A 25116-nucleotide genomic window follows, 5' to 3' on the forward strand; every position below is an offset into this window, starting at 1 on the left:
ACGCCATTGCGTAAGGGAGACTGCGATGAGACTAGGCAGCGTCAACTATGAAACCAAAGGGAAGATCGCCATTCTTACGCTGGATGAACCGGGCAAGCTTAACGCGCTCAGCGCAGGCATCCGTGAGGGTGTTCTCGATGGCCTGAAGAAAGTGGATGAAGACGACAACGTCCGCGTCGCCATCATCACCGGCAACGGCGACAAAGCATTTTGCGCTGGCGCCGATATTAGCGGCTTCAACTTTGATCCGGACAAAGTACGCAAATTTATGATCGAGGCTTTAGCGGTATTAGCTGCACCAGAGAATTGCCGCAAACCCGTGATCTCCGCCGTCAATGGTATTGCGTTCGGCGGTGGCTTTGAACTCGCGATCGCTTCGGACTTCATCATCGCGTCCGATCGCGCATGCTTCGCGGTGCCAGAGATCAAGCTCGGGCTACTGCCCGGTTTTGCGATTGTGCGTCTTCACGATCTGATTGGCCGCGCCAAAGCCAAGGAGATGAGTATCCTTGGTGATCCAATCAGCGCCGATGAGGCATTCCGACTAGGCCTCGTACTACGTGTGGTTCCCCATGGTGATCTTGTCACAGCCGCTCTGGAATTTGCGGAACGAATTGCATCAAAACCAAAGCTTGCGGTGCAGATGGCAAAATCGTTTTACAACCGCGGTCTCGGTGGCGATGAGATGCGGCACGCGATCGATGGCTTTCCACTCCTGTTCATGCATCAAGACGCACAGGAAGGTATCGCTGCCTTTCTCGAAAAGCGCGAGGCGAAGTTCGAGAGTTGACCAAAGCCGCTCAGCCAAGGTGTCGCAGAATCCTCTTCGCATGAGCACTTTGCGACGCACATGGCGACGATGGATGAGAGCGCCGCCAGTGTTCGGCTCAGATCTCATGGGGGACTTATCCGGACGTGGAGGACCACGTTGTGCAAAGCAAACCGATCTTGATTGCCGGTGCGCGCATTGGCGGTTTGGAGAAGGCCTCTGACCGCGCCGTAGAGCCACGTTTGAAGCATGACTCCTCCCCGCGGCAGGGCCTGATCTGGAAAATGGGAACGGCGCCCGTACCGCGTACGGCTCAAGCGAAATCGAACACCCCCGACAACGACTTCAATCAGTACCGCAGCGACGGATGTGCCGATAGAGCGTCGTTCGGGCGATACCTAGCGATCGAGCGGCGCGGCTGAGATTGCCGCCCTCGCGCCGAATGGCGGCTAGCACCATCTGTCGCTCGGCGCCGCGGATCGTCGAGGCGAGGGGTAAACCGCACGGCGACTCATCCTCTAGAATTGCCGTCGGCAGAAGCTCGAGGCCGAGTATAGGGTCCGTCGCCAGCGGGACCATGCGCTCGAGACAGTTGCGCAGCTCACGCACGTTGCCGGGCCAGCCGTAGTGAAGGAAGACATCCATGACCTCAGGCGCGATCTGCACCGGCGGTGCCGCCCCGGCAATGTCGCGCAGCAGATGACCGACAAGAGGCGGAATGTCACCCGGCCGCTCGCGTAGTGGCGGCACGGTCAGCCCGGCGACGTTGAGACGGTGATAAAGGTCGGCGCGGAAGCGCCCGGCGGCCACGTCCTTGGCCAGCGGACGGTTGGTGGCGGCGATGACTCGCATCGCGATCTTGCGCGGCGCCGCCTCGCCCAGCCGCCACACCGCGCCTTCCTCCAGGACGCGCAGCAGGTAGGGCTGCAGGTCGGCCGGCATGTCGCCGATCTCGTCGAGGAACAGCACGCCGCCATTGGCCTGTTCGAAGCGGCCCCTGGCACCGCCACGCCGGGCGCCGGTGAAGGCTCCCTCGGCATGTCCGAACAGCTCGCTGGCGAGGATATCGCGCGGCAGAGCGGCGCAGTTGACCGGCACGAAGGGACCGGCATGGAAGGGGCCGGCCGCGTGCACGGCGCGCGCCAGCATGTCCTTGCCGGTGCCCGTTTCGCCCTGGAGCAGCAACGGCGTGCTCGCCGCTGCGAAGCGCTCGGCCTGACGCAGCAGGCTTTCGAGCGACGGCGATGTCTGCAACAGGCGCTGGAACGCCGGCGCCAGCGGCGGCAGAGTCTTGAGGCGATGCGACGTCGAGCGCTGGCGGCGGCTGGTCGTCGGCAGATGCAGGATGGCGCCGACACACTGCCCGTCCTCCTTGAGCGGCGACAGCCATTCCGCCCTGATGCCCGGCGCTAGCGACGCCAGCCACTTCGGCTCGACGCTGCCATGAGGTGCCGCGACCAGTTCGCCCATCGCCTGCGTCCGGCTGAGGCCGTGCTCGCGTAACGCCGAGGGGGCCTGCGCGGTGCGCGCGATCACGCGGCCCTGCGCGTCGAGCAGGACGGCAGCGGTCTCACGCCCGCCAATTGCGGCTTCGAACAGCTCGATCAGGCGCGCCCGCTTGGCCAGCGCCTGCTTCTGCAGATGGCCCTGCAGCTGGCCGACCAGCGACATGACGAACGGCCAGGTCTGGGCATTGACCGTATCCGGCGGCCCGGTGATATCGACCACGCCGACGATGCGCCGGTCGAACGGATCTCGAACTACGGCGGCCGTGCAGCTCCAGGGCTTGGCGACCTCGCAGAAGTGTTCCTCGGCATGGATGTGGAGCGGACGGCCGAGCGCGAGCGCCGTGCCGACCGCGTTGGTGCCGCTGCTGCATTCATGCCAGGCGGCGCCGGGAACGATGTGGTCGGCGGCTAGCCGGTCGGTGAGATGTGGATCACCGTCGACCGACAGCAGGGTGCCGTCCGGAGCGCTGGTGATAAGGATGATGCGCGAACCCTTGAGATAGGGAACGATGGGCGGCACGCAGGCACGCACCGCCGCATAGAATTGTGCATGGCGCAGCTGAAAGCGGTCGACGTCGGCGCCGTTGACACGCAGCGGCGCCGACCTCGTCGCCGGATCGACGCCGCTTTGTCGGCAACGGCGCCACGATTCGATGACGACGTCGCGCACGACGGCATCGTCGACGGGACGGTCGGTGACGAATCTTTCCCAGACCCTGCCGACGGTCCGGATGTAGTCCTTGGAGCACAGCTGAGCGAGGGGGATATCTTTCATCACCAAGCTCCTCCCAAGGGCTATCCCATCCACCTCCCCCCCGTAGGACAGAGGAGGCGAATGATTTGTAGTTGCTGAGAGGATAGGCGCGCGATTGAGATCCTGTAAATCAAACGTACTGTAGCGCTTCGCTACAGTTGCGGCGCGCGCCGTGTAGCGCTGCGCATCAGGTTGACGTACACGTTTCCCCGCAAGTCCTTGCCCCGCCGTGATTTTCCTTCTGGCACGCCAGTTGCGCTCCAAGGCCTGTGCCGTGTGCGGCACGGAAGGAAACGCAAGAGACAGGAGATCAGGACATGCTGGAAATCGGTATCTTCCACAACGGCGCTTCGAGCCTCCCGGTGACCTTGACGAAGGAAGGCGTGGCAGTGAACGACGGCTCGCTCAAGGAGGTCCATCGCGCAGCCCAGGAGACGTTAGTGAATCAGGTGCGCCAGGGCATCCTTGCCGAGCGGCTGGGCTTCCAGTCGTTCTGGTTGACCGAGCACCACTTCCAGCCCGAGGGCGCGGAGATGAGTCCCAATCCGCTGCTGGTCCAGATGGCGATCGCCTCGCACACCAGGAAGATCCGCCTCGGCCAGTGCGCGAACATCGTAGTGTGGCATCACCCGGTGCGGCTCGCCGAGCAGATCGCCCTGCTCGATGTGATCAGCGGCGGCAGGGTCGAATGCGGTGTCGGTCGCGGTTACCAGCCGCGCGAGAACGAGACGCTGGGCCGGCCATACGGCTCGACCATCCAGGACCAGGAGCGCAACCGCAAGTCGTTCGAGGAAGTCGTCGCGGTGATGAAGAAGTGCTGGACGGAGGATTCCTTCGCCCATCACGGCGAGAACTTCTCGGTGCCGCCCACCTACACCAAGTGGAATCACAAGCAGACGCTCGCCTACTTCGGCATGGAGAAGGCCGGACGCAAGCTCGATGACGTGGTGGCGATCGGCGAGCCCGACATGTATTCGGCAGGCAATCCGGTGCAGGCGACGACGACGACGCTGAAGGAACTGCAGGTCTTCCCACAACCGGTGCAGAAGCCGCATCCGCAGCTCTGGGAGCCGGTGACCAGCTCGCGCTCGATCAAGTGGGCGGCCGAGAAGGGGCTGAACGGCGTAATGATCGTCGAGCCCAACGACCGTCTGCGCAAGAACATCGACATCTACTACGAGGCGGCCGAGAAGGCCGGCTGGCCCGACATGCACGGTCGCGGCCGCTTCAAGTACGGCTGGGACGCCGGCAAGCGGCGCGGCATCATGACTAGCCGCTACATCCACGTCACCACACCCGGCAAGGAGAAGCAGGCGCTCGACCGGGCGGCGCGCGCCATGGAGCTGCAGTTCGACTACTACGGCCCCTTCGGCTTCGGCGCCGTGGTGGCGCGGCTGAACGAGCCGATGTTCGACCTCAACAAGCGCGTCACGGCCGAGATGCTGCGCGAGCGCGAGATCGCCATCCAGGGCTCCAAGCAGTTCGTGATCGACAAGATCATGAAGATGAAGACCGAGTGCGGCTACGAGGACTTCTCGTTCCTCGCCTGGTTCGAGCTCGGCGGCTTCGAGGGCCGCGAGATCGAGGACCAGATGCAGCTCTTCGCCGAGGAGGTCATGCCGGTGATCGCCCGCGAATGCGGAGGTAAGGTGGAGCTGCCGAGCGTCGGCATCGACTATGTTGGTGCACCCGCGACGCAGCGCGCCGCTGCGGCCGAGTGAGGGAGGGCGCGATGCCTAGCGTGCAATCGGAGGAGCTGAAGACGCTCTACAAGGGCTGGGTGGCGGCGCTGGCCGCCAACCCGAACATGGAGCTTGGCGAGATGCGCCGCATGTTCGAGCACTGGGGCGACGTCACTGCCGAACCCGGCGGCGTCGACTATGTCGAGGTGACGGCCGGCGGCGTGCCGGCGCTGTGGGCGACGCCGAAAGGCTGTGCGCAGGATCGTGTGCTCCTCTGCACCCACGGCGGCGGCTACGTCACCGGCTCGATGTACACGCATCGCAAGGTGTACGGCCACTTCGCCAAGGCAATCGGCTGCCGCGCGCTGATCGTCCACTACCGCCGCGCCCCGGAGCACGTGCATCCGGGGCCGGTCGACGATGTCGTCGCCAGCTACCGCTGGCTGCTCGATCAGGGCGTCAAGCCGCAGCACATTGCGCTGACCGGCGATTCGGCCGGTGGTGGGCTCGCGATCACGACGTTGCTGCGCGCCCGCGAGCGCGGCCTGCCGATGCCGGCCGCGACCATGCCTTTGTCGCCGTGGGCCGACATGGAGGCGACCGGCAAGAGCTTCGCCAGCAATGGCGAGAAGGACGTGCTGGTGTCGCGTGACATCATCAAGGTAATGGCGAGCACGTTCCTGGGGGAGGGCGGCAACCCGAAGGACCCGCTGGCGAGCCCGATCCATGCCGACCTGAGGGGCTTTCCGCCCATCTACATCCAGGTTGGTGGCGACGAGACGTTGCTCGACGACAGCCAACGGCTTGCCGACAGGGCGCGCAAGGCGGGAATCGACGTCACCGTCGACGTCTATCCCGACATGCAGCACGTCTTCCACTTCCTGGCGGGCGTCGCGCCGGAGGCGGACGACGCCATCAGAAAGCTGGCCTCGTGGGTGCGTCCCAAGCTGGGACTCGGTTAGTCGCGCCATCCTGATGGCTTCGCGCGAAAGCGCGCTTGCAGTCGCTCGCAGCCACCTATAGAGGCCACGCCGATATCGCGAAGAAGGGCTTCAGATTTCGCATGAATGACCGAAATTAACGACGGCGGGCTTGACCCACCGGCTCGGGAAGCACGGTATCGGTCGGCTGGCCGATACCGCGCCCGGCTCCGCTAGTAGACGGTCCCCACGACCGAACAAGCGGCACCCCTTCCCAAGCTCAGTATGCGTAAGTGCACAATCTGAAATCAACAGGCCCGGTAAAAAATCGCGAAAACCGCAACTTTCGCGCGGCTCGCATCGCCGAGCATCGCCAACCAGCAGGACTGGCCCCAGATGGCAGATGCATAAGATACTTCCTCGTCAGAGCCACAGCCCGGATTGGTGTTCTCGACCGGGCTGGTGTCCAGCTCGAGGTGGCCGTCGTCGAGGAACCGGGTGAGCCCCTCCCAGTGGACGAAGGCGTAGCGGATGTCGGCGGCCAGCGTGGAGCCGGAGCAGATCATCGACAGCTGCTTCTCGAGCCAGAGCCGTAGCGGCCGCGATGATCGGCGCCGTGTGCTGCCGGCGCGCGGCGATCTGGCGGACGGCGACCTCGGCGATTTCGTATTGCGCATCTGCTCATCTGCTTGACGAAGCAGATCGGGGCTGCTCAATGACCAACGGCGCGAGCCGTGCAACTGGAACGTCGCCAGCACCTTTCGGAAGCGCAACAACGAGACCAGGAAATAGGCACCCCCGATGGCAGTCAGTGCCAGGAGCTGCGGCGCGGTCAGGCCGTCGCACCGCAGTCCAGCGATGAAGGTCTGGGTGGCCCAGTGTCCGAACGGCACCTTGGCTTTCAACCGAGCACCATGACGAGCCCGGCCACGCAGGCGGGTCATCTTGGTTGTCGTGGCGGTTTCGTCGAGGAAGATCCGTCGATGGACCTCCTCGCGCATGCGCAGTTGGCGCCGCGTCTGCCACTCGTCACGCGCCTGGCGCACGTCCTCGCGCTTGGCCTCGGAGGCCAGCAGTGTTTTCCCGACGGACAGGCCCGCCTTTAGCAGCGCCCGCGACAACGACGCCGGATGCGCCGTCACATCCTTCTCGGCGTTCAATTTGCCCGCCGGTTCCCGGCATCGTAATGTCCGGCTCGGCGTCGACCCACTTGAGTAGAGCCGCCCAGATACGGCGCCAGTTTGCCGCCGCCAAGCGGACGACCCTGCGGTGCCGGCTGCGCTGACCCCGTTCGCGATAGCCGATCGGCCAGCTTCACCACAAAGCTTGCACTGACATCGTAGCGTCGAGCCGCGGCACGTCGCGACTGCCCACTCTCGATGTCCGCCTGAACCCGCTCCCGAAGGTCAATCGAATAGGGCTTTCCCATCCAGGCTGGCCTCCTGCCTAGCCAGCATCTTGAATCCCCCTTCGATTCCTATTTCAAGCTCGATGCTCTAGCATCAGCGGCGCCGCTTGCGGGAGGTTCTCGGCTTCGGCGACGCAACAGCAAGACCGGCGAGTGCGAGCGTCGAGAACTGTTCGGCGACCTCGCGCACGCCGAGCCGTCCGCGAGGTTTGTACCATTTATATGCCCAATTCAGCATCCCGAGCAGACCGTACGTGACCACCGCCACGTCCAGCTCCGCTCGAAACTCGCCGGCCTTTACGCCCTCACGTAAGATCCGTTGCCAATAGCCTACATGCTGCTTCGGTGAGAGATTGAGCTGCTGGCGGAACAGGCGGGCGCTTCATCTCCTTCCGCTCGCGGAGATAGACGAACAAGCGGGGGTAGTGCTAGTCGAAGCCATCGAGGTGAGCCAGAATGGCGCATCGGAGCTTCTCGCTCGCTGGCAGCAATCTCGCCCATCCTGCTGTACATCCGAGAAATCGGCTCCTTGACGATGAGGTAAAGCAGGTCGTCCTTACCCTTGAAATGATGGTAAAGGGTGCCCTTGAGGATCCCGACAGCATCTGCGATGTCCTGGACGGTGGCGGCGTGATAGCCCTTCCGCTGAAACACCCTCGCCGCCGCCGCAATGATCTCCTCAATGTTTGCCATGGATGGCCATTGTAGCAGCGAGTGCGTCCGCGACTAGCCGACGTCGCGCCTCAACACGCCGTCACCTTCCAACAGTGCAATCTCGGCTGCGCCCAATCCCAAGTGGCGCGACAGCACATCCGTGTTGTGCTCGCCCAGCGAGGGCGCGGTCGGTGTCTTGACTGGCGGCTGGCCGACCACGTGCAGGAGTGGGCCGGGCACCTGAAACTGGCCTAGCGCAGCGTCCTCGACGTCGCGCACGGTGTAGCGCTCGACCAGGTGCGGGTGGCGCATGGCGTCCTCGACCGAGAGCACCGGGGCGCAAGGCACGCGATGCCGCTGTAGCACGCCGAGTGCCACAGCATCGGAGTGCTGCGCTTGGAGCCAGTCAGTGATGATCTGCTCCAGCACCTCGACATGACGTGCCCTCCCGGCACTGTCGGCAAAGCGAGGATCGTCCAAAAGATCGGCACGATCCACGGCGCGGGCCAGGCGACGCCACATGTCCTCGCCTACCGGCACCAGCACGATATGGCCTTCGCGGCTCTTGTAGATGCCGGCTGGCACCACCGAGAAGTGCCGGCTACCGTTGCGGGTCGGCTTGATGGTGCCGCCCGACGCGCTGGCCAGCTCCACTGCCAAGCCGTGGCTGTGGAAGTAGAAGTCGATCAGCGCGACGTCAAGCCAGCGCCCACCGTTGCCGTGCTTTAGTCGCCCATAGAGTGCGGCATGGATCATGGCCAGCGCCGTGACGCCGGCGCCAACATCGCCGATGGCGACGCCGGCCATCGGCGGGACGCCGTCCTTGTCGCCGATCATTGCCGTCACGCCGGTGTAGGCCTGGGCAATGAAATCAAAACCGGGCTGTTGGGAAAGTGGGCCGGACTGGCCAAAGGCCGAGACCGAGCACAAGATCAGCTCAGGGTTCAAGGCGTGTACGACTTCCCAGCCGAGACCCAAACGCGCAATCGTGCCAGGAGAGAAGTTCTCCACCATCACCTCGGCCTTGGCGATCAGCCGCTTGACCAGACCGAGCCCACGCTTGTCGCGCAGGTCGACGCACAGGCTGCGCTTGCCGAGATTCTGCTGGATGAAATAAGCGCTGCGCCCGTTGCGCTTGACTGGCATGGCCCGGGCTAAGTCGCCTTGCGGTGCCAGTTCTATCTTGATCACCTCGGCGCCCAGCTCGGCCATTGCCCGAGTGCAGACCGGACCGGCAACGTACTGGGTGAAATCCACGACCAGCACGCCAGCCAGCGGATGGGAGATCATCTGCTGCCTCGCATTGTATGCCCCGCTTCGCCGCTAGCGGAGCGCTGCCGCGGCGAGGGGACCGCGGAGCACGCGGCCGGGATGTGCGCCGGTATGCTCGCCGTCGCGCAGCACGACGACGCCGTTGACGATGGATGCCGCAAAGCCCGTCGCCTTCTGGCGAAGCCGCCGCGCCCCCGCCGGTAGGTCGTCGACGACCTCGGGCATGAGCGGCGCCACTCGGTCGGGATCGAACACAACGAGGTCGGCGGCCAATCCCTCGCGCAGCAGGCCCCGATCATGAAGTCCCCAGGCGGATGCCGGCTCAAGGGTCAGCAGGCGAACGCCTTCCTCCAACGTCAGTGCCTTCCGCTCCCGCACCCAATACGCGAGCACGTGCGTCTGAAGCGAGGAATCCATAATCTGTGAGACATGCGCGCCGGAGTCCGAGAACGTCACCACGGACCGGGGATGGCGCATCATTTCGAGCACGATGTCGTCCTGTCCGTTCGACAGCGGCTGGACGAAGAAGCAGTGAAGGTCGCGCTCAAGCGCAAGCTGGATCATCGCCTCGACCGGATCGACGTCGCGCTCGCGTGCGATGCTGGCGATGGAGCGGTGCGGCCCAACCGGCTGTTCCATGAGAAAGAGCCACTCGTAGTCCGGGCGGCGCGCCTCGGCGCCCACCGCTTGAGCCGAATCCATGCGGTTCGCGGCCGCGATGAGTCTCGTCCGTAGCGTTTGGTCGCGTAACGCAGCAAGCTGTTCGGCGAGCGGAAGAGCACGCAGCGGTCCCCACTCTGGCAGGCCATCGAAAGGCAGGCTTGTCTCGAAGGATAGCAGCACGCTGATGGCGCGGCTGTGCACCTGCGCGAACATCCGCCCGCCCGCTCGCGCGGTTTCGTCCAGCAACGCGAAGAACTGCCGCCAGTGGTCTGGCACCGCCCGCGAGCTGAACATCCCCCAGGTCACGGGCACCCCGGTCTCCACAGCGAGATCGCGGAGACGGTTGAGGTAGTCGCGGATCCGCTCAGGATCGCGGCCTGTATCTTCACTCGCGATTTCGAAGACGCCTGCTCCAAGCTCGCTCATCACGCCTACCAGCTCGCGAACCTCGCTCCACGCCGCGACCCGGCTCGCCACGGGACTGCCATCGGGCGTCGCGTGGTTTCGCGTACGCGACGTAGTGAAGCCGATCGCCCCCGCGTATAACGCGTTCGACAGCTCACGCTTCATGGTCATGAGATCGTCGGCGGTCGCTGGTTCTGAGAACGCGCGCTCGCCCATGGCATAGGTGCGCAGTGCCGAATGTCCGACGTACCCCGCGTAGTTGATACCCTTGCGCAAGCCCTCCAGCGCATCGAGATACTGAGCGTACGTCTCCCATGTCCAATCGATCCCGGCTTCCATGGCCTCAGCGGGGATGTCTTCAGCGCGCTCGAGATTGCGCAGCACGAGATGCTTCTCGTCCGGGCGGCACGGCGCGAGCGTGAAGCCGCAATTGCCCATGATGGCCGTGGTCACACCATGCCAGCATGAGCAGGTGCCGAGCGGATCCCACGCGACTTGCGCATCCATATGGGTGTGTCCGTCAATGAAGCCCGGCGCCACCACGAGCCCGCGTGCATCTAGCTCCTGTCGCCCTCGATCCTTGATACGCCCGATACGCGAGATCCGGCCGCTACGAATGCCGATGTCGGCGCGATAGGAAGGCAGTCCCGAGCCGTCCACGACCTCGCCTCCACGAATCACCAGCTCATACATGGCGAGTCCTCCTCGAAGCTTGCTGAATGCAGGTACCGGTCCCTATGGTCGCTCGAGGCCATAGAGCTCTGGCACGTTGTAGCGGCGTGCGAGGTCGCGCTCCGCCTTGGTCATGTACGCGGTTTGCCCTGCCAACAAACGACCTGTTCTTTCGGCCAGAAGGAGTGCGCGGGAAGTTGTTCGCCCACATCAGTCGACAGACGTTGCAGAGGTCGTTTTTCTTGAAGGCCAGCCAGCCATCCTGAAATGCGGCGTAGCAACGGTGGCGCTCCCAAGCGTGGCCCATACGGCACATGAAATGTGGCACCGAGCCCACATCGGCCTCGACACAAGCCAGCTTGAGTTTCGGATGACACTCGAACATGCTGCCGAAAACAAAGGTAACGATAATGTCCAGACAGTCCGGACGGGACACTCACTGCTAAGAAGAACTATCTTTGACCAATCGTTTGGTTGATCAATAAAGGCTAGAATTCGGTCCCCTTACTGTCAACCAAAGGCACCGGCGGACTAGCAGCAGACCCGTGAAGAATTGTTGGCTTGCCTATTGCGCTGCTTCGAACACTCCGTGGCCGAGCGGAAAGCCGTCAAGGTTTCTAGTCTAGCAGGGCGATGCAGATCTGCTTGTAGTCGGGCCGATGATCGTGGCTATGACCGCGTCCAGCGAACGGCTCGCCGCCCCTCCGCGGGAGATGGGCTTCCAGCGTGTGCTCCACAAACAGGTCGAGTGCCCGATAAAGCTGGTCCTTGTTGATCAGATCGGCACCGAGCTGCAGCAGATCATCCAGCACCTACCAGTGCGCGGCGAAGGGCAGCTCGCTCGGCGACTCGCGCAGCCGTACCGCCACCATCCTCGCCCACGGCACCGCCTCTTCGCCCAGCGCCGCCACTCGGTTGGCCGGCACGAAGCGCCCCATGGTCCAGTACACTATGGAGCCGCCCACCCCATCGCGCGGGCGATGTCCTCCTCACCGGCCCGCGCGTCGGCCGCCAGCAGGATCTGCGCCCGCTTCAGCTCGCGAGCCGCATGCTTGCCGCCGCTCAGCGGCGTCACAAGCTCAAGCTCGGCGCGTTCTGCTTGGCTCGGTTCGATGGTCCTCGGAACCCGACGGCCCCATCACACGACAGCCGAGCGCCGCATGAAGTATCGACATTTATCTATCGTCTCGCATCAAGCCTGCCGATCCTCAAGTTGCGCCGCAACTCGTCAAATTCTCTTTGACGAGTTACTCGCAGCGGTCTGTTTCTCTGCGCTCACTGTCCGCGGCGTAGTCGGGCCATGTTCCGTGGCGTCCAGGCGATTGAGCTTGTCGCAGGCTCTATCAATCGCACGCTGATCGGGCTCAACATTCGCGACGGATATTGTCTCGTCGGGCGCGCGGCATGAGTTTATTGGGATCACATCCCGCGTTCGTCCGCACATAGTCTCCTGAGTTCCTGAAACGTCGCGGTCGCGTCGCGCAGCACCGCAACGATACCCGCCACTACGCCGTACGGACCGGGCAGCGGGGCAACCGTGAAGTGTATGGAGATCGTCTGCCCAGATTTGGTCTGGGCCGGCACCGAGAGGGGTTCGTTCGACGGATGCCGGGATCGCCCGGTCTCCATCATGAGGCGGTAGGCGTCCCAGTGGCGCTGCCGGAGGCGTTCGGGAATGATGATCTCGAGAGACTGACCAACCGCCTCATCGCGCGAGAAGCCGAAGATGCGCTCCGCGCCGGCATTCCAGAACCGAATAAGCCCCTCGCAGTCAGCACAAATCACAGCATCTGGGAGATCGTGAAACACAGCGTCGGTGAGACCTGTGAGATCGCCCTCAGCGAAGCCAGCGACCTTATTGGCATCCCTAAGTGTCATGACACGGCTCCCTCTGGCGTTTCCAGCAGGCAGGAGCAGTTCGCGACGGTGCGGGTGTCGAGTCATCGGCGGGCCAGGCCGCGCCAGGACCGGGCGACCTGCGGGAACTCGGCCAGCTCGGCAGGTCATCCGACGCGGTCGGCGACACGCCGATATCGCGATAGGTGGCGTAAGGCTGCATGGCAGCTCCGTTGGCTCAGGCGAGGACGTTGGCGGCGCGCAGGCGGCCGATCGTGTCGGCATCGACGCCCCAGCGCGGCAGCACGTCGTCGGTGTCGGTGCCGGAACGGCGCGGCGGCCGCGGCACGGGCGAGGGCGTGCCCTGGAAGCGCGGCGCCGGGGCCGGCTGGGTGATGCCATCGATCACCTGCAGCGCGCCGCGCCCCACATTGTGCGGATGCGCCGCCGTCTCGGCGATCGACAGCACCGGGGCGAAACAGGCGTCGCTACCCTCGAAGACCTTGCACCATTCGGCGCGCGTGCGTTGCTTGAAGATCGCGGCGAGCTTCGGCTTCAGCGCGTGGCGCTGCGCCGCACCGTCCTGACCGATCAGGCTGTCGGGATCGAGGCCGAGCCGCTTGTAGAGCTCGCGGCGGAAGCGCGTCTCGATCGCGGCCACCGAGACGTACTCGCCGTCGGCGCACTGGTAGACGTCGTAGTAGGGCGCGCCGCCGTCGACGACGTTGGCGCCGCGCTCGAGCGACATCCGGCCGGAGGCATAGTTGCCGTAGAAGGCCGTCATCAGCGATAGGGCGCCATCGACCATGGCGACGTCGATGACCTGACCCTTGCCGGTCGTGTGGCGCGACTGCAGGGCGGCAAGCACGCCGACCACGAGATAGACGGCGCCGCCGCCGAAGTCGCCCACCAGGTTGAGCGGCGGCGTCGGCGGCCCGCCGTCGCGGCCGATGGCGTGCAGCGCGCCCGAAAGCGCGATGTAGTTGAGGTCGTGCCCCGCTCGATCGGCGAGCGGGCCATTCTGACCCCAGCCCGTCATGCGCGCATAGACCAGCCGCGGGTTGCGCGCGTGGCAGAGTTCGGGCCCGAGGCCGAGGCGCTCCATTACGCCCGGCCTGAAGCCCTCGATCAGCACGTCGGCGCGCGCCGCGAGGTCGAGCGCGCAGGCCTGGGTATCCTTGCTCTTGAGGTCGAGCTTGGTGACCAGCCGGTTGCGGCGCAGCAGGTCGAAGCCCGGTGTCCGCGGGCTGCCGAGCTCGACCGCCTCGACGCGATCGATCGTCAGCACCTCGGCGCCCATGTCGGCCAGCATCATGGCGCCCATCGGCGCCGGCCCGATGCCGGCAAACTCCAGGACTTTCATGCCGGCGAGGGGACCGCCGCGGCCGCGTTGCTCTGCTGACGTCATGTGATCTCCTTCGCTCTTGCGGTCAGCGCAGGCCGAGCTCGCGGGCGACGATCAGCGGCACATCGGTCAGGAATGGTGCGGAGCGGCAAGAGCGCCGCGCAGCCATGCGCAGGTCTCCTTCATCGCAACGCCGGCTTTGTCGACGACGCCGACCCAGAACATGAATCCGTGGTTGACACCGTCGTACCGGCTCAGCGCCGTCCGGACGCCGCCCGCACGCAGCTTCTGCGCGTATAATTCGCCCTCGTCGCGTAGCGGGTCGTATTCGGCGGTGATGACGAGCGCCGACGGCAAGCCGGCCAGATCACGGGCGCGGAGCGGCGAGGCATGCGGGTGCGCCCCCTGGGCAGGATCGCTCAGGTAGTGCTCCCAGAACCACTTCATCGTGTCGCGGCTGAGCCCATAGCCCTCGGCGTTCTCTTCGTATGAAGGCGTGCCGGGCGTGTGGTAGTCCGTCACCGGGTAGAGCAGCAGCTGGGCGCACAAGGCCGGGCCGCCTTCGTCGCGCAGCCTGAGCGCGGCAACCGCGGCCATGTTGCCGCCGGCGCTGTCGCCCGCGACGGCGACGCGCGTTGGGTCGGCGCCGAGTTCGGAGGCGTGGGCGGCCGCCCAGCGGACAGCGTGCAGGCAATCCTCGATTCCGGCGGGAAATTTGTGCTCGGGCGCCAGTCGGTAATCGACCGACACGACGACACACGCCGCCCCGGCGCACAGATTGCGGCACATGCCGTCATGCGTGTCGAGGCTGCACAGCACGAAGCCGCTACCGTGAAAGAACACGAGCAGCGGAAAGGGGCCGGCCCCGAGTGGCTTATAGATGCGCAGTCGCAACGGCCCGCCCGGTCCGTCGATCATCCGCTCGCACACGTCGGCGACCGCAGCCGGCGGCGCCATCAAAGCAATCCGGGCCTCGTACTGCGCGCGTGCCACGTCGACCGGCAGGGTGTGCGTAGCGGGCACACCGGTGCCTTTGTCGAGCAATGCCTGGATCTGCGGATCTAAGGGCATATCGTTCCTCGGTGTCTTCAATAGAAGACACACGATTTCTATTGCGCCGACAGAGCGCGTGACTATCATGCCCGTCGGCATGCGTCAACGCGCTTGGTAGGTCAGAAGAATGGATCGGGAGCCGGCGAGCTCAACCAGAACGCTTCAAGCGAAAGACCTCGAAGGCGAGCCGACCAGTGCGAGGCGCCGGAGACCGGCGGCGACCGGTAGGACCACGGGAACGCCCGGGAAGCCTGTCGGCGCGATCGTCGCGGCCGCGAGTGTCCTCCGGGCGCTGCATGCTTCCGAGCGGCCCTTGAACGCCAGCGAGGTCGCCCGCGCCGCGGGCCTGCATCGCGGCACCGCCTACAACATCCTGCGCACGCTGCAAGCCGAGGGCTTTGTCGGCTATGACGAGGCGACGCGCAGCTACTCGATGAGCCTGCGCATTCTCGAATTCGCGTACGGGGTGTTGCAGCGCAGCGGGCTGATGGACTTGGCGCGCCCGCTGATGCATGCGCTTTCCGACGCACACGGCGTGTCGGTGTACCTGTCCAAGGTCCTGGGCCGCTCCTCGCTGCTGCTGTTGGACTGGGTCGGCACCGCGTTTCGCAACGATTTATATGTGATGGTCGGGCGCCAATATCCCGGCCCGGCTGGGGCATCGGGCGTGATCATGGCTGCATTCGGAAACAGCACCGAACCCGAGCTCAAGGCGCTCCTGGCGCAGGTCAGGTGGTACCGAAAGCCTTCCTTTCCCGAGTTCGTAGCGCGGGTGAAGGACGCGAAGCAATCTGGTTTCGCGGTGGATCGCGGAACCATGTTCCAAGGCATCACGCAGGTCTCGGTGCCTGTTCTGTCCCCCTCCTGGGAGCCGCTGCTGATCCTGACGGCCGCGGGGCATTCGTACGACCTCGGCGACGATGCTCTCGGGCCGCTCAGCCGCGCGATGCAATCTGCGGCGGGACGGCTTTCCGAAAGCGTCAGATTGTTGCGGCTTGCATAGAGAACGGTGCATGGATGAACCAGAAATCTGTCGTACCAGAATTTCGGCGAGAGACGGATGGTAGGCGAGATCGGGATATGGGTCTGATACCGGACCAGGCACGGGGTATGATCGGCGCGTCCGATCCGCCGATGCGGGTCGAGGTAAGCCGCCGCGAGATCACCAAGTATTCGATCGCCACGGAGCAGCGATTGAAGAAATTCCTCGACGGGGATGAGGCTCCGCCGATGTTTCTGTTCGGCGCGCTTCGTCCGCTCGTGCCCGTGAACGAACTGGGGCCGGACGGCATCGCCACGACCTCGCTCTTGCCTGACCTGCCGCTGAAGCGTGTCATGGCCGGTGGCACGAAGACCCGCTATTTCCGCCGGATAAAGCCCGGCGACGTCCTCGTGGCCGTTCGCACTCTCTCGGATATCTATGAAAAGCGTGGCTCGAAGGGCGACCTGATTTTCCTCGTCTATACAATTGACGTGCGAACCGAAACTGGAGAACGGGTGGCCGAAGAAGTGCAAACGCGCATTGTTCGCTGAGGAACCTTACCATGCGAAGTATCGAAGACATCCAAGTCGGCGATTGCCTGCCCGAGCGTCGTCATGCACCGACCAACGTATCCCTGTTTCTCTATAATGCCGCGATCTGGAACGCGCATCGCATTCACTATGATGCCGGCTATACCACCGAGGTGGAGAAGCATCCCGCGATCGTGGTGGACGGTCCGCTGCAAGGCGACTGGCTCACGCAAGCCGTTATCAACTGGCTGGGTGATGACGGCGACCTCATCGAGTTCGAGTATTCGAACCGGCGGGCAAGCTACCTCGGCGAAACGCTGATCTCCGGAGGAAGGATAGAGGCGGTCAGGCCTGCCGACCTCGAGGCGGAGATCTCGGTGTTCGTCAAGTCGGAGGCCGGCGAGATCATGACGCCCGGACGGGCCACGGTCAGGTTCCGCCGCTAGGCCATTCGCACGTCAAACGCAACCTCGCGGACCCCCGGAGCGGCATCCATGCAAACCCAGACATCTGAAACGTTGCGTCGCGCAGATCCAGCGCCCACACCGGAATGGGACGCAATCATCATCGGCGCCGGCATATCCGGCCTTTTTCAGCTGCATTGCCTGCGCGACCGCCTCGGCATGAATGTGCGGCTGTTTGAGATGGGCACCGGCGTCGGCGGGACATGGTACTGGAACCGCTATCCAGGGGCGCGTTTCGACAGCGAAAGCTACTCGTACGCATATTCCTTCAGTCAGGAACTGCTGGACGAATGGGATTGGAGTGAACACTTCGCGGGACAGCCGGAAACCGAGCGATATCTGAACCACGTCGCCGACAAGTTCGATCTCCGCCGCAGCATCAGCTTCGCGAGTAAAGTGACCGCGTGCCATTACCACGATGACTCCCGCTCCTGGGTGGTCCGGTTGGAGGGCGGTTCGTGGCACACATGCCGCTTCCTCGTAACGGCGGTCGGCCCGCTTTCCGCGCCGACCCTTCCGAAAGTCCCTGGACAGGAAAGCTTCGCCGGCGAGGCTTATCACACCGGTTTGTGGCCCAAACATCCGGTGACTTTCGAGGACAAGCGGGTCGCCGTGATCGGCACCGGAGCGAGTGGCGTCCAGGTCATAACGGAGATCGCCAAGACGGCGAAAACCCTCACGGTATTTCAGCGTCGCCCGAACTGGTGCAAGCCGTTGCACAACCGGCCAATTTCCAAGAACGAAATGAAGCGGCTGCGCGCGTGGTATCCTGAGATGTTCCAGCTCTGCGAACAGACCTCGGCTGGATTCCTGCACACCCCGGATGGTCGCCGGACCTTCGATCTACCGCCCGATGAACGAGAGGCGTTCTGGGAAAAACAATACGGGACTCCCGGCTTCTCCATGTGGGTCGGTGGCTTCAAGGACATGATGACGGATCGTGCCGCCAACGACGAGGTATCGAAATTCGTCGCTCGCAAGATTCGCGAACGGGTGCATGATCCGAAGGTCGCCGATCTGCTGATCCCGAAGGATCACGGGTTCGGCACACGGCGGGTTCCCCAGGAATCCGGCTACTACGAGGTGTTCAACCAGCCGAATGTCGAACTCGTCAGCATTCTCGAGAATCCGATCCGGCGTATCACGCCGACTGGCCTGGAGCTCGCAGACCGCGACTTCGCCTTCGACCTGATCGTCTACGCCACCGGCTTCGACGCCATTACCGGAAGCTTCGAGCGCATCGACATCCGCGGCGCGAGCAAAGCAAAGCTCAAGGAGAAATGGCGGGCCGCGCTCGAAACATTCCTGGGAGTCCAGATCGCGGACTTCCCGAACATGTTCATGTGCATCGGTCCGCACACGGCTCTCGGCAATATACCGCGATCGGCCGAGTACAACGTCCTCTGGATCACTAACCTGATCCAGTACATGCGCCAACATGGCTACACGTATGTCGTACCGCGGCCCGAGGCGGTCGAGGACTGGACCAGCTTCGTGCTCAAGGCTGGGGAAGGCCTGCTTTCGAACGACGTCGATAGTTGGATGACCGGGATCAACCAGAACGTCGAAGGCAAGCAGACGCGGATCATTGCACGCTACAGCGGAAGCGCGCCCGCGTTTCGCGCGAGGGCCAACGCCGTGGCAACGGAAGGATACCGGCAACTGGAGATGTGCTGAGACGGACGGCGGCCAATTTCACGAAATAGATGGGGTGAGGAAATGATGAACTCGAGACTCTGCAGGAAACTTGGGATCGAGTTCCCACTTTTTGCCTTCTCGCATTGTCGGGATGTCGTCGCCGAGGTGACGAATGCTGGGGGGTTCGGCGTCCTCGGAGCGGTCGGCCTGAATCCGGAGAAGCTGGCTGTCGAGCTGAACTGGATCAACGAGCGTGTCAACGGAAAGCCGTTCGGCATCGACCTGCTGATTCCCCAGAACATGGTAGGCAAGGACTCGGACTCGGACGACGCGGAGCTTCAGGGGAGTGTCCCGGAGGAGCATCGCAAATTCGTTGCGAACCTGCTTGAACGGCACGGCATCGATAGTTCCGACGTCTGGACAGGCAAATACGACGATCGTGACTCGTCCTTCATGCGCGAGAGCGGCGCCGCCAAGATGCTGGAAATCGCGTTCCAGTATCCGATCAAGATGTTCGTCAATGCGCTCGGCGTGCCCCCCGCGTCCATCATTTCGGAGGCGCATTCGCGGGGTATCGTCGTCGGCGCCTTGACCGGATCCAGGCGCCACGCCGTCAAGCATGCGCAGGCGGGCGTCGATGTCCTGGTCGCCGCGGGCGGGGAAGCGGGCGGCCATTGCGGCGAGATCTCGACGATGGTGCTGGTCCCCGAAGTGATCGAGGCGGTGCAGGACTACGACAACATCGACGTGCTGGCGGCGGGCGGGATCGCCACCGGCCGCCAGATGGCCGCATGCATGGCGATGGGTGCAGCCGGCGTTTGGTGCGGGTCGGTGTGGCTCACGACGACGGAGGCAGAAACGACGCCCGCCGTCAAAGAGAAGATGCTGAAAGCGTTCTCCGCCAACACGGTGCGTTCCCGCAGCAGGACCGGCAAGCCGACCCGGCAGTTGCAGTCCGCCTGGTCGGACGCATGGGGCGCCAAGGGGGCGCCCGATCCCCTGCCGATGCCTTTGCAAGGCATTCTTACGCGCCCGGCGATGGCCAAGGTGGACAAGCTCGCAGAGGCGGGTCACGAAGGCGCCAAGCAGATCGCTGCCTACTTTGTCGGGCAGTGCGTCGGCCTGATGAACACGGAACAATCCGTCAGGTCGGTCGTGTATGACTTCATGAAGGACTACGCCGAGGCGGTTGAAAGACTATCCGCCACCCTCGGCGATCAGGTCCCGGCCGTGGCTCACCATGGCTGACCTGTTCAGACCCAATCCTTCCGACGCCGAGGTGTGCTCGTGACCGAACCTGTGACGCCGCGCACCGCCGCGACGCTGATGCTTGCGCGTGACGGCGCAGATGGGCTGGAAGTTTTCATGGTGGTTCGCCATCACGAGATTGAGTTCGCGTCAGGAGCCCTGGTGTTCCCCGGCGGCTCCGCGAGCGCTGGCGACGCCGATCCCCGATGGCGCCGCTTGGCGGACGGTGCTGACCAAATCAGCGACGAGATGCTGAACGTGATGGCGGCCGCGGCGCGGGAAGCCTTCGAGGAATGCGGCGTGCTGTTCGCCCGAACGGCCACTCGTGGGCCGCTGCTGGACGGCGCCCGGGCGGAGGCGTTGGGAGCGACCTACCGGCAGGCAATCGAGGCGGGCAGTCTAAGCTTCGCCGATATGATCGAGCGGGAAGATCTGGTTGCGGCCTTCGACCGGCTCGTGCATTTCGCCCATTGGATAACGCCGCTGCACATGCCCAAGCGGTTCGATACCCACTTCTTCCTCGCCGAGGCACCGCTCGATCACCTACTGCGGCACGACGGTAGAGAATCGGTCGACTCCGTCTGGGTGACACCACGTCAAGCGTGCGAGGACGCCGATGCCGGCCGCCACACGGTTCTGTTTCCAACGCGGTTGAACCTGGAAAAGGTCGGACAACACCGAACCGTGGCTGAAGCACTCGGCGCCGCTCGGGCATCCCGGATCGTCACCGTCCGGCCGGAAGCCAGTACGGCGGAAGGTGGGCGGCTCCTCCGTATTCCCATCGAAGCGGGGTATGGCGCCGGAGAGTTTCTCGTGTCGAGCGGCTCCGGCAAGAATGCGCGGATACACAAGCTCGATGCTGGCACGCGAAGCTCGTAGCGCCCGAAAACGCCCTGGCGGGCCTGCGCGTGCTCCGGGCTCAGGTCCGTACAGTGTGGGGTTCCGGAACCAGATCCCTCGCGGCAGAGCGCGCAAGAGTATTCGTTCAAGGCGGGCCGGCGAGAGGGTCGCACAGCGAGGATGTCCATGGATCTGACACTGACTGAAAAGCATCGGACACTACGCGATGAAGTGGATGCCTTCATTGCCCGGCACCGCGACCGCGCGCCCCGGTCTGGCGGCGGGCGCAAGCGACCCGACAGGAAGGTTCTGGAGTGGCAGGCGCTGCTGCTCGAGGCCGGTTATTTCGGCCGAAACATACCACGTGAGTATGGCGGCTTCGGCGCCCCTCATGATCTCATCGAAGTGGCGATCATCGCCGACGCGTTCGGCCGGAGCGGCGTTTCGCCGGGCATCCACAACCAGGGCATCAGCATGCTGGTGCCGACACTGCTGGAGGTCGGCACGGAGGAGCAAAAACGGCGTTGGATCGGTCCTACCATTCGGGGCGAGGTTATCTGGTGCCAGGGCTACTCGGAGCCCGGATCCGGCTCGGATCTCGCCGCCGCGCACACGCGCGCGGCGGTGCAGGACGGAGAGTTTGTCATCAACGGCCAGAAAATCTGGACAAGCTCGGCCCACTATGCCGACATGATGTTCCTGCTCTGCCGGACAGAGCCTGACAAGCCGAAGCACGCCGGTCTGTCCTACCTTCTGGTTCCGATGAACACGCCGGGGATCGAGGTTCGACCGCTGCGCACCATGACAGGACGGGCGGAGTTCAACGAGACCTTCTTCACCGACGTTCGCGTGCCCGTGGACCAGATCGTGATGGGGCGCGGCGATGGTTGGCGGGTTGCCAACATCACCTTGAAATACGAAAGGCTGCTTCTCGGTGATGCCAACAAGCTGCAGCACCGTCTCGAAGCCATTCGCCGGATGATGCAGGAGCCGCGATCGGACGGCTCCCGCCTTCTGGATTGCGCGGAATGGCGCGACAGGTTGCTGCGACTGCAAGGCGAGGTGATGGCGGCCCGCTACCACAATCTGCGTCTGTTGACCGATCAGGCGGAGGGAGTCGATTCAGGCCTCGGACGCCTGATCGTGAAGTATCACGGCACGATGCTCGCGCACCGGCTGACCTCCCTGGCGGTCGACGTGCTGGGTTCCGCCGGGCTCGCCTACGAGCCTCAGGGTGAGGCGGCGGAGGATGACCCGGCCACCACTTGGCACATCGACTACATGTACGACATCGGATTGATCATCGGTGGCGGTTCCTCGAACATCCAGAAGAACATCATCGGAGAGCGCGGACTTGGCTTGCCGCGCGAACCGAAAGCGGGGGAAGCCTGAACATGCGTTTCGGACTGACCGAAGATCAGAAGCTCTTCGACCATTCTCTCAGGGGTTTCCTGTCAGCGCGGCTGCCCCCCGACGTCCTGCGCCGGCTGGCCGAACCTGGCAACGGATTCGATGCAGATCTGTGGAAAGGGCTCGGCGAGCTCGGCCTGCATGCGATGCTGGTGCCAGAGGAATATGGCGGTGCCGGGCTCAGCCTTCTCGACGCGGCGCTGGTTGCCGAGGCGTTGGGTTTCCACGCCGCTCCGACGCCCTTCGCGGCCTCCCTGGTGATGGCAGTCCGGGCGTTCCAGGCAGCCGCTGATGATGTGCAGCGACGGATCTGGATTCCCCGGATCGCCGCTGGCGAGACGCGGATTGGCGTTGGCCTCGGCGGGCTGTCGGGGCAAACCGGTCGAGCTGCGCTCAGGCTCCAGGGCGGGCGGCTTTCCGGCGCAGTGGATGGGCTCTTGGATGGCGGCGGCGCCACACACTTCCTCGTTTACCTCGCGGATGGCCGCGCCGCGCTGCTCGACGCTGACGCAACGGGCATCACTGCCACCCTGCGTCGCAGCGTCGATCGCACACGGCCGCTTGTGGACCTCGACCTTGCGGAGACGCCGGCCGTCGAGGTGCTGGAGGCGTCCAATGCTCCGCTCCAGGTGGCGGCGCGCGTCCGCGACGCGGGCCGGGTGATGCTGGCGGCCGACATGCTGGGGGCGGCGCAGGCCATGCTCGACCGCGCCGTCGCCTATGCCAAGGAGCGCGTACAGTTCGGCCGGGTCATCGGCAGCTTTCAGGGAGTGAAATACATGTGCGCGGACATGGCGGCCATGCTCGAGCCGTGCCGCGCCATGGTCTGGTACGCGGCCTATGCGCAGGATGCGATCCTGGAGGAAGCCGCGATTGCGGCGAACCATGCCAAGGCGCACCTGGCCGAGGTCACGCGCGAGGTAGCCCGGCTGGCCACCGAGGTTCATGGCGGCATGGGCTTCACCGACCTGCTCGGCCTGCATTTCCAGTTCAAGCGCATCACCTTCGACCGGCAGGTGCTGGGTACTTCCGAGCGGTGCCGGCACGACGCAGCGGTGGCGCAGGGCTGGATCGGAGCCTGAACGCGACAGAGCAACAGGAGGGGAAGAGCACATGTCAATGCGGGAGAAAGCGGCGATCACCGGGGTGGGCGAGACCGCTTATTCCCGCGAGTCGGGTCGCAGCGTCGTATCGTTGCAGCTCGAAGCGTCGCTCCGGGCGATCGAGGACGCGGGGCTCCGTCCCTCCGACATCGATGGAGTGATCCCTTACGGGAGTGCTGTCGTTGCCGAGGAGCTCGTCACCAATTTCGGCATCGGCGATCTCCGCTTCTCCGCCACCACGCCGCTTGGCGGAGCAAGCTGTGTCGCCGCGGTCCAGTGCGCCACTGCCGCCATCACGGCCGGGATCTGCAATCATGTGCTGATCCCGGTAGGTCGGAATGGCGCCTCCCAGGGTCGCATCGGCGCCCGAGTGCAGCAGATGCCGCAGTTCCGGCTGGTGGGGGAGTTCGAGATGCCGCTCGGCGCCATCGCGCCGGCGCAGCTCTATGCGCCGATGGCGCGGCGGCACATGGAGCTCTACGGCACGACTAGCCGCCAGTTCGGCGAGATCGCCGTGTCGACGCGCGCCAACGCTATCCTCAATGGCAACGCGATCATGACGAAACCAATTTCCATCGAGGACCACCAAGTCTCGCGCATGATCTCCGATCCGCTCCGGCTGCTGGATTGCAGCCTGGAGAGCGACGGTGCCTGCGCCATCGTTGTCAGCGGCATCGAGCGCGCCCGCGGTCTGCGCAGGACGCCGGTCATGGTTATGGGTATCGCCGAAGGGCATCCCGACTCGCCGAGCGTGATCACACAACGTCCGGATATAACGCGCCTCGGCCTCGCCAAGGCGGCGGCGCGTGCTTTCGACATGGCTGGCGTGACCCACGCCGACATCGACGTCGCGGAGATCTACGATTGCTTTACCTACATCGTGCTCTGTCAATTGGAGGATCTCGGATTCTGCAAGAAGGGGGAAGGCGGCCCCTTCGTCGAAAGTGGCGCCATACGCCTCGGCGGAAAGCTCCCGGTGAACACGCATGGTGGTCTGCTCTCACAGGCGCATATGGTCGGGATGAACCACATCACGGAGCTGGTGCGCCAGCTTCGCGGCGAGGCCGGGAAGGCACAGGTGGCCGGAGCCGAGGTCGGTCTCGTCACCGGCTATGGCGACATGGGCGACGGTTCCGTCGCCATCATGCGGAGGGGATGATGAGCGCGACCGAGACATACAATAAGCTTGTACCCGAGCCCACGCCGCACAGCGCCCCGTACTGGGAAGGGCTGAACGAGCACAAACTGCTGCTGCAGAGGTGCCGCAGCTGCGGCAGGATGCGGCACTACCCGCAGCCGATGTGTCCTGTCTGCCATTCCATGGAGGTGGAGTGGATCGAATCGTCCGGTCGCGGTGCGGTGCATAGCTGGACGGTCACACACCACCCCTTCCATCCCGGCTTCCGCGATGATCTGCCCTATACCCTCGCCACCGTGGACCTGGCGGAAGGCGTGCGCATGAACGCGCAGCTGCGCGGGACTCGGCTCGAGGATCTGCGCATCGGCCTGCCTGTACGCGTCGCGTTCGAGACGGTGAAGGAAGGTCTGACCCTGCCCTACCTGGTCCCGGGCTAGGCCGCCTGAACCACGGCATCGCGAAGCTGAGTTGCCGGACGCGCTAGCTCCGCTTGCGCGAATGCGCAAGTCGACGACCCTGAAGGCTATCTTGAATCTGTTCCTCGCCGAGCGTGGCGAGGTCACCAAGGACAAGATCCTGTGCCGCGGCGAGCGCGTCGACGGGCTGACGCCCAACGACCTGGCGCGGCGCGGCGTCATCCAGGTGATGGGGGGCCGCCACTGCTTCGGCCATCTCACGGTCGAGGAGAACCTGCTGATCGGCGCCTTCATCCACGCGTAAGCGCCGCCAGATCGCCGACGACCCTGAGAAGGTCTATCACTACTTCCCGCAGCTCGAGGAACGGCGCCTGAACACTTCCCTCCCTGTTGCGCGCCGGCCTCC

Annotated in this window: 24 protein-coding genes and 1 pseudogene; 14 read left to right on the forward strand and 11 right to left on the reverse strand. The window is 64.4% G+C overall.

Annotated features, from left to right (window positions below):
* Positions 1-25: 25 nt before the first annotated feature.
* Positions 26-790: an enoyl-CoA hydratase/isomerase family protein gene (locus B5D62_RS00900; RefSeq protein WP_085931957.1), complete on the forward strand. Its 765-nt coding sequence runs from the start codon at positions 26-28 to the stop codon at positions 788-790.
* A gap of 324 nt (positions 791-1114) precedes the next feature.
* Here B5D62_RS00900 and B5D62_RS00905 read toward each other — a convergent pair whose 3' ends face one another.
* Positions 1115-3052 carry a sigma-54-dependent Fis family transcriptional regulator gene (locus tag B5D62_RS00905; RefSeq protein ID WP_085931958.1) on the reverse strand — a complete coding sequence of 646 codons (1938 nt, stop codon included), beginning with the start codon at positions 3050-3052 and terminating at the stop codon, positions 1115-1117.
* Between the two features lie 296 nt (positions 3053-3348).
* Between B5D62_RS00905 and B5D62_RS00910 the strand changes: the two genes are divergently transcribed.
* Both B5D62_RS00910 and B5D62_RS00915 read left to right on the forward strand, forming a co-directional pair.
* Complete coding sequence (locus tag B5D62_RS00910; protein ID WP_085931959.1) at positions 3349-4752, forward strand: LLM class flavin-dependent oxidoreductase; 1404 nt, start codon at positions 3349-3351, stop codon at positions 4750-4752.
* 11 nt (positions 4753-4763) lie between these two features.
* Positions 4764-5675: an alpha/beta hydrolase gene (locus B5D62_RS00915; protein ID WP_085931960.1), complete on the forward strand. Its 912-nt coding sequence runs from the start codon at positions 4764-4766 to the stop codon at positions 5673-5675.
* Positions 5676-5941: 266 nt separating this feature from the next.
* On the opposite strand, the gene B5D62_RS00920 is transcribed toward B5D62_RS00915, so the two are convergent.
* The 10 genes and pseudogenes from B5D62_RS00920 to B5D62_RS00955 form a co-directional block, all read right to left on the reverse strand.
* Positions 5942-6793: an IS66 family transposase gene (locus B5D62_RS00920; protein ID WP_085931961.1), complete on the reverse strand. Its 852-nt coding sequence runs from the start codon at positions 6791-6793 to the stop codon at positions 5942-5944.
* 342 nt (positions 6794-7135) lie between these two features.
* Positions 7136-7414 (reverse strand): TetR-type transcription factor C-terminal domain-containing protein, encoded by a 279-nt coding sequence (locus B5D62_RS33215; protein ID WP_170920846.1) that lies wholly within the window; start codon positions 7412-7414, stop codon positions 7136-7138.
* Positions 7372-7734 carry a helix-turn-helix domain-containing protein gene (locus tag B5D62_RS34310; protein ID WP_085931962.1) on the reverse strand — a complete coding sequence of 121 codons (363 nt, stop codon included), beginning with the start codon at positions 7732-7734 and terminating at the stop codon, positions 7372-7374. Before B5D62_RS34310 ends, B5D62_RS33215 begins: the two co-directional genes overlap by 43 nt.
* A 33-nt stretch (positions 7735-7767) precedes the next feature.
* Positions 7768-8985, reverse strand: a complete 1218-nt coding sequence (locus B5D62_RS00930) for a CaiB/BaiF CoA transferase family protein (RefSeq protein ID WP_085931963.1) — start codon at positions 8983-8985, stop codon at positions 7768-7770.
* Between the two features lie 33 nt (positions 8986-9018).
* On the reverse strand, positions 9019-10728 hold the full coding sequence (locus B5D62_RS00935) for an N-acyl-D-amino-acid deacylase family protein (protein ID WP_085931964.1): 1710 nt from the start codon (positions 10726-10728) through the stop codon (positions 9019-9021).
* Between the two features lie 596 nt (positions 10729-11324).
* Entirely contained in the window at positions 11325-11519 is a 195-nt protein-coding gene (locus tag B5D62_RS00940; RefSeq protein WP_085931965.1) for a hypothetical protein, read from the reverse strand.
* A 63-nt stretch (positions 11520-11582) separates the two neighbouring features.
* Positions 11583-11821 (reverse strand): annotated as a pseudogene (locus B5D62_RS33890) (IS630 family transposase); the annotation flags it as partial.
* A gap of 305 nt (positions 11822-12126) precedes the next feature.
* A complete protein-coding gene (locus B5D62_RS00945; protein ID WP_085931966.1) occupies positions 12127-12585 on the reverse strand; it encodes a PAS domain S-box protein in 459 nt (152 codons plus the stop codon).
* A 196-nt stretch (positions 12586-12781) separates the two neighbouring features.
* On the reverse strand, positions 12782-13951 hold the full coding sequence (locus tag B5D62_RS00950) for a CaiB/BaiF CoA transferase family protein (RefSeq protein WP_085931967.1): 1170 nt from the start codon (positions 13949-13951) through the stop codon (positions 12782-12784).
* 66 nt (positions 13952-14017) lie between these two features.
* On the reverse strand, positions 14018-14959 hold the full coding sequence (locus tag B5D62_RS00955; protein ID WP_085931968.1) for an alpha/beta hydrolase: 942 nt from the start codon (positions 14957-14959) through the stop codon (positions 14018-14020).
* A 109-nt stretch (positions 14960-15068) separates the two neighbouring features.
* Between B5D62_RS00955 and B5D62_RS00960 the strand changes: the two genes are divergently transcribed.
* The 11 genes from B5D62_RS00960 to B5D62_RS01010 all read left to right on the forward strand — a co-directional run bounded on the left by B5D62_RS00960 (position 15069) and on the right by B5D62_RS01010 (position 25014).
* A complete protein-coding gene (locus B5D62_RS00960; RefSeq protein WP_085931969.1) occupies positions 15069-15944 on the forward strand; it encodes an IclR family transcriptional regulator in 876 nt (291 codons plus the stop codon).
* 107 nt (positions 15945-16051) lie between these two features.
* Positions 16052-16474, forward strand: coding sequence for an FAS1-like dehydratase domain-containing protein (locus B5D62_RS00965; protein ID WP_170920729.1), 423 nt, complete (start codon positions 16052-16054; stop codon positions 16472-16474).
* 11 nt (positions 16475-16485) lie between these two features.
* The gene (locus B5D62_RS00970) at positions 16486-16899 is read left to right on the forward strand and encodes a hotdog family protein (protein ID WP_085931971.1); all 414 of its coding nucleotides are present in this window, start codon (positions 16486-16488) and stop codon (positions 16897-16899) included.
* A gap of 48 nt (positions 16900-16947) precedes the next feature.
* A complete protein-coding gene (locus B5D62_RS00975; RefSeq protein ID WP_085931972.1) occupies positions 16948-18594 on the forward strand; it encodes a flavin-containing monooxygenase in 1647 nt (548 codons plus the stop codon).
* 45 nt (positions 18595-18639) lie between these two features.
* A complete protein-coding gene (locus tag B5D62_RS00980; protein ID WP_085933452.1) occupies positions 18640-19803 on the forward strand; it encodes a nitronate monooxygenase in 1164 nt (387 codons plus the stop codon).
* A gap of 39 nt (positions 19804-19842) precedes the next feature.
* Positions 19843-20682: an NUDIX hydrolase gene (locus tag B5D62_RS00985; RefSeq protein WP_218190899.1), complete on the forward strand. Its 840-nt coding sequence runs from the start codon at positions 19843-19845 to the stop codon at positions 20680-20682.
* 147 nt (positions 20683-20829) lie between these two features.
* The gene (locus B5D62_RS00990) at positions 20830-22035 is read left to right on the forward strand and encodes an acyl-CoA dehydrogenase family protein (RefSeq protein ID WP_085931973.1); all 1206 of its coding nucleotides are present in this window, start codon (positions 20830-20832) and stop codon (positions 22033-22035) included.
* A gap of 2 nt (positions 22036-22037) precedes the next feature.
* Positions 22038-23135, forward strand: a complete 1098-nt coding sequence (locus B5D62_RS00995; RefSeq protein WP_085931974.1) for an acyl-CoA dehydrogenase family protein — start codon at positions 22038-22040, stop codon at positions 23133-23135.
* A gap of 31 nt (positions 23136-23166) precedes the next feature.
* Complete coding sequence (locus B5D62_RS01000; protein WP_085931975.1) at positions 23167-24315, forward strand: thiolase C-terminal domain-containing protein; 1149 nt, start codon at positions 23167-23169, stop codon at positions 24313-24315.
* A complete protein-coding gene (locus B5D62_RS01005) occupies positions 24315-24731 on the forward strand; it encodes a Zn-ribbon domain-containing OB-fold protein (protein ID WP_170920730.1) in 417 nt (138 codons plus the stop codon). The genes B5D62_RS01000 and B5D62_RS01005 overlap by 1 nt, the downstream gene beginning before the upstream one ends.
* A 91-nt stretch (positions 24732-24822) precedes the next feature.
* Complete coding sequence (locus B5D62_RS01010) at positions 24823-25014, forward strand: ATP-binding cassette domain-containing protein (RefSeq protein WP_139373683.1); 192 nt, start codon at positions 24823-24825, stop codon at positions 25012-25014.
* The last annotated feature ends 102 nt before the right edge of the window (positions 25015-25116 follow it).

Origin of the sequence: Enhydrobacter aerosaccus, assembly GCF_900167455.1 — a bacterium.
GTDB lineage: Bacteria > Pseudomonadota > Alphaproteobacteria > Reyranellales > Reyranellaceae > Reyranella > Reyranella aerosaccus.

Coding starts and splice junctions, on each gene's coding strand:
- B5D62_RS34310 (WP_085931962.1), bottom strand. CDS start 7,734: ATGGCAAACATTGAGGAGATCATTGCGGCGGCGGCGAGGGTGTTTCAG.
- B5D62_RS00990 (WP_085931973.1), top strand. CDS start 20,830: ATGGATCTGACACTGACTGAAAAGCATCGGACACTACGCGATGAAGTG.
- B5D62_RS00980 (WP_085933452.1), top strand. CDS start 18,640: ATGAACTCGAGACTCTGCAGGAAACTTGGGATCGAGTTCCCACTTTTT.
- B5D62_RS00955 (WP_085931968.1), bottom strand. CDS start 14,959: ATGCCCTTAGATCCGCAGATCCAGGCATTGCTCGACAAAGGCACCGGT.
- B5D62_RS00950 (WP_085931967.1), bottom strand. CDS start 13,951: ATGACGTCAGCAGAGCAACGCGGCCGCGGCGGTCCCCTCGCCGGCATG.
- B5D62_RS01000 (WP_085931975.1), top strand. CDS start 23,167: ATGTCAATGCGGGAGAAAGCGGCGATCACCGGGGTGGGCGAGACCGCT.
- B5D62_RS00915 (WP_085931960.1), top strand. CDS start 4,764: ATGCCTAGCGTGCAATCGGAGGAGCTGAAGACGCTCTACAAGGGCTGG.
- B5D62_RS01005 (WP_170920730.1), top strand. CDS start 24,315: ATGAGCGCGACCGAGACATACAATAAGCTTGTACCCGAGCCCACGCCG.
- B5D62_RS00960 (WP_085931969.1), top strand. CDS start 15,069: ATGGATCGGGAGCCGGCGAGCTCAACCAGAACGCTTCAAGCGAAAGAC.
- B5D62_RS00910 (WP_085931959.1), top strand. CDS start 3,349: ATGCTGGAAATCGGTATCTTCCACAACGGCGCTTCGAGCCTCCCGGTG.
- B5D62_RS00935 (WP_085931964.1), bottom strand. CDS start 10,728: ATGTATGAGCTGGTGATTCGTGGAGGCGAGGTCGTGGACGGCTCGGGA.
- B5D62_RS00945 (WP_085931966.1), bottom strand. CDS start 12,585: ATGACACTTAGGGATGCCAATAAGGTCGCTGGCTTCGCTGAGGGCGAT.
- B5D62_RS00975 (WP_085931972.1), top strand. CDS start 16,948: ATGCAAACCCAGACATCTGAAACGTTGCGTCGCGCAGATCCAGCGCCC.
- B5D62_RS00905 (WP_085931958.1), bottom strand. CDS start 3,052: ATGAAAGATATCCCCCTCGCTCAGCTGTGCTCCAAGGACTACATCCGG.
- B5D62_RS00900 (WP_085931957.1), top strand. CDS start 26: ATGAGACTAGGCAGCGTCAACTATGAAACCAAAGGGAAGATCGCCATT.
- B5D62_RS00995 (WP_085931974.1), top strand. CDS start 22,038: ATGCGTTTCGGACTGACCGAAGATCAGAAGCTCTTCGACCATTCTCTC.
- B5D62_RS00965 (WP_170920729.1), top strand. CDS start 16,052: ATGATCGGCGCGTCCGATCCGCCGATGCGGGTCGAGGTAAGCCGCCGC.
- B5D62_RS00970 (WP_085931971.1), top strand. CDS start 16,486: ATGCGAAGTATCGAAGACATCCAAGTCGGCGATTGCCTGCCCGAGCGT.
- B5D62_RS00930 (WP_085931963.1), bottom strand. CDS start 8,985: ATGATCTCCCATCCGCTGGCTGGCGTGCTGGTCGTGGATTTCACCCAG.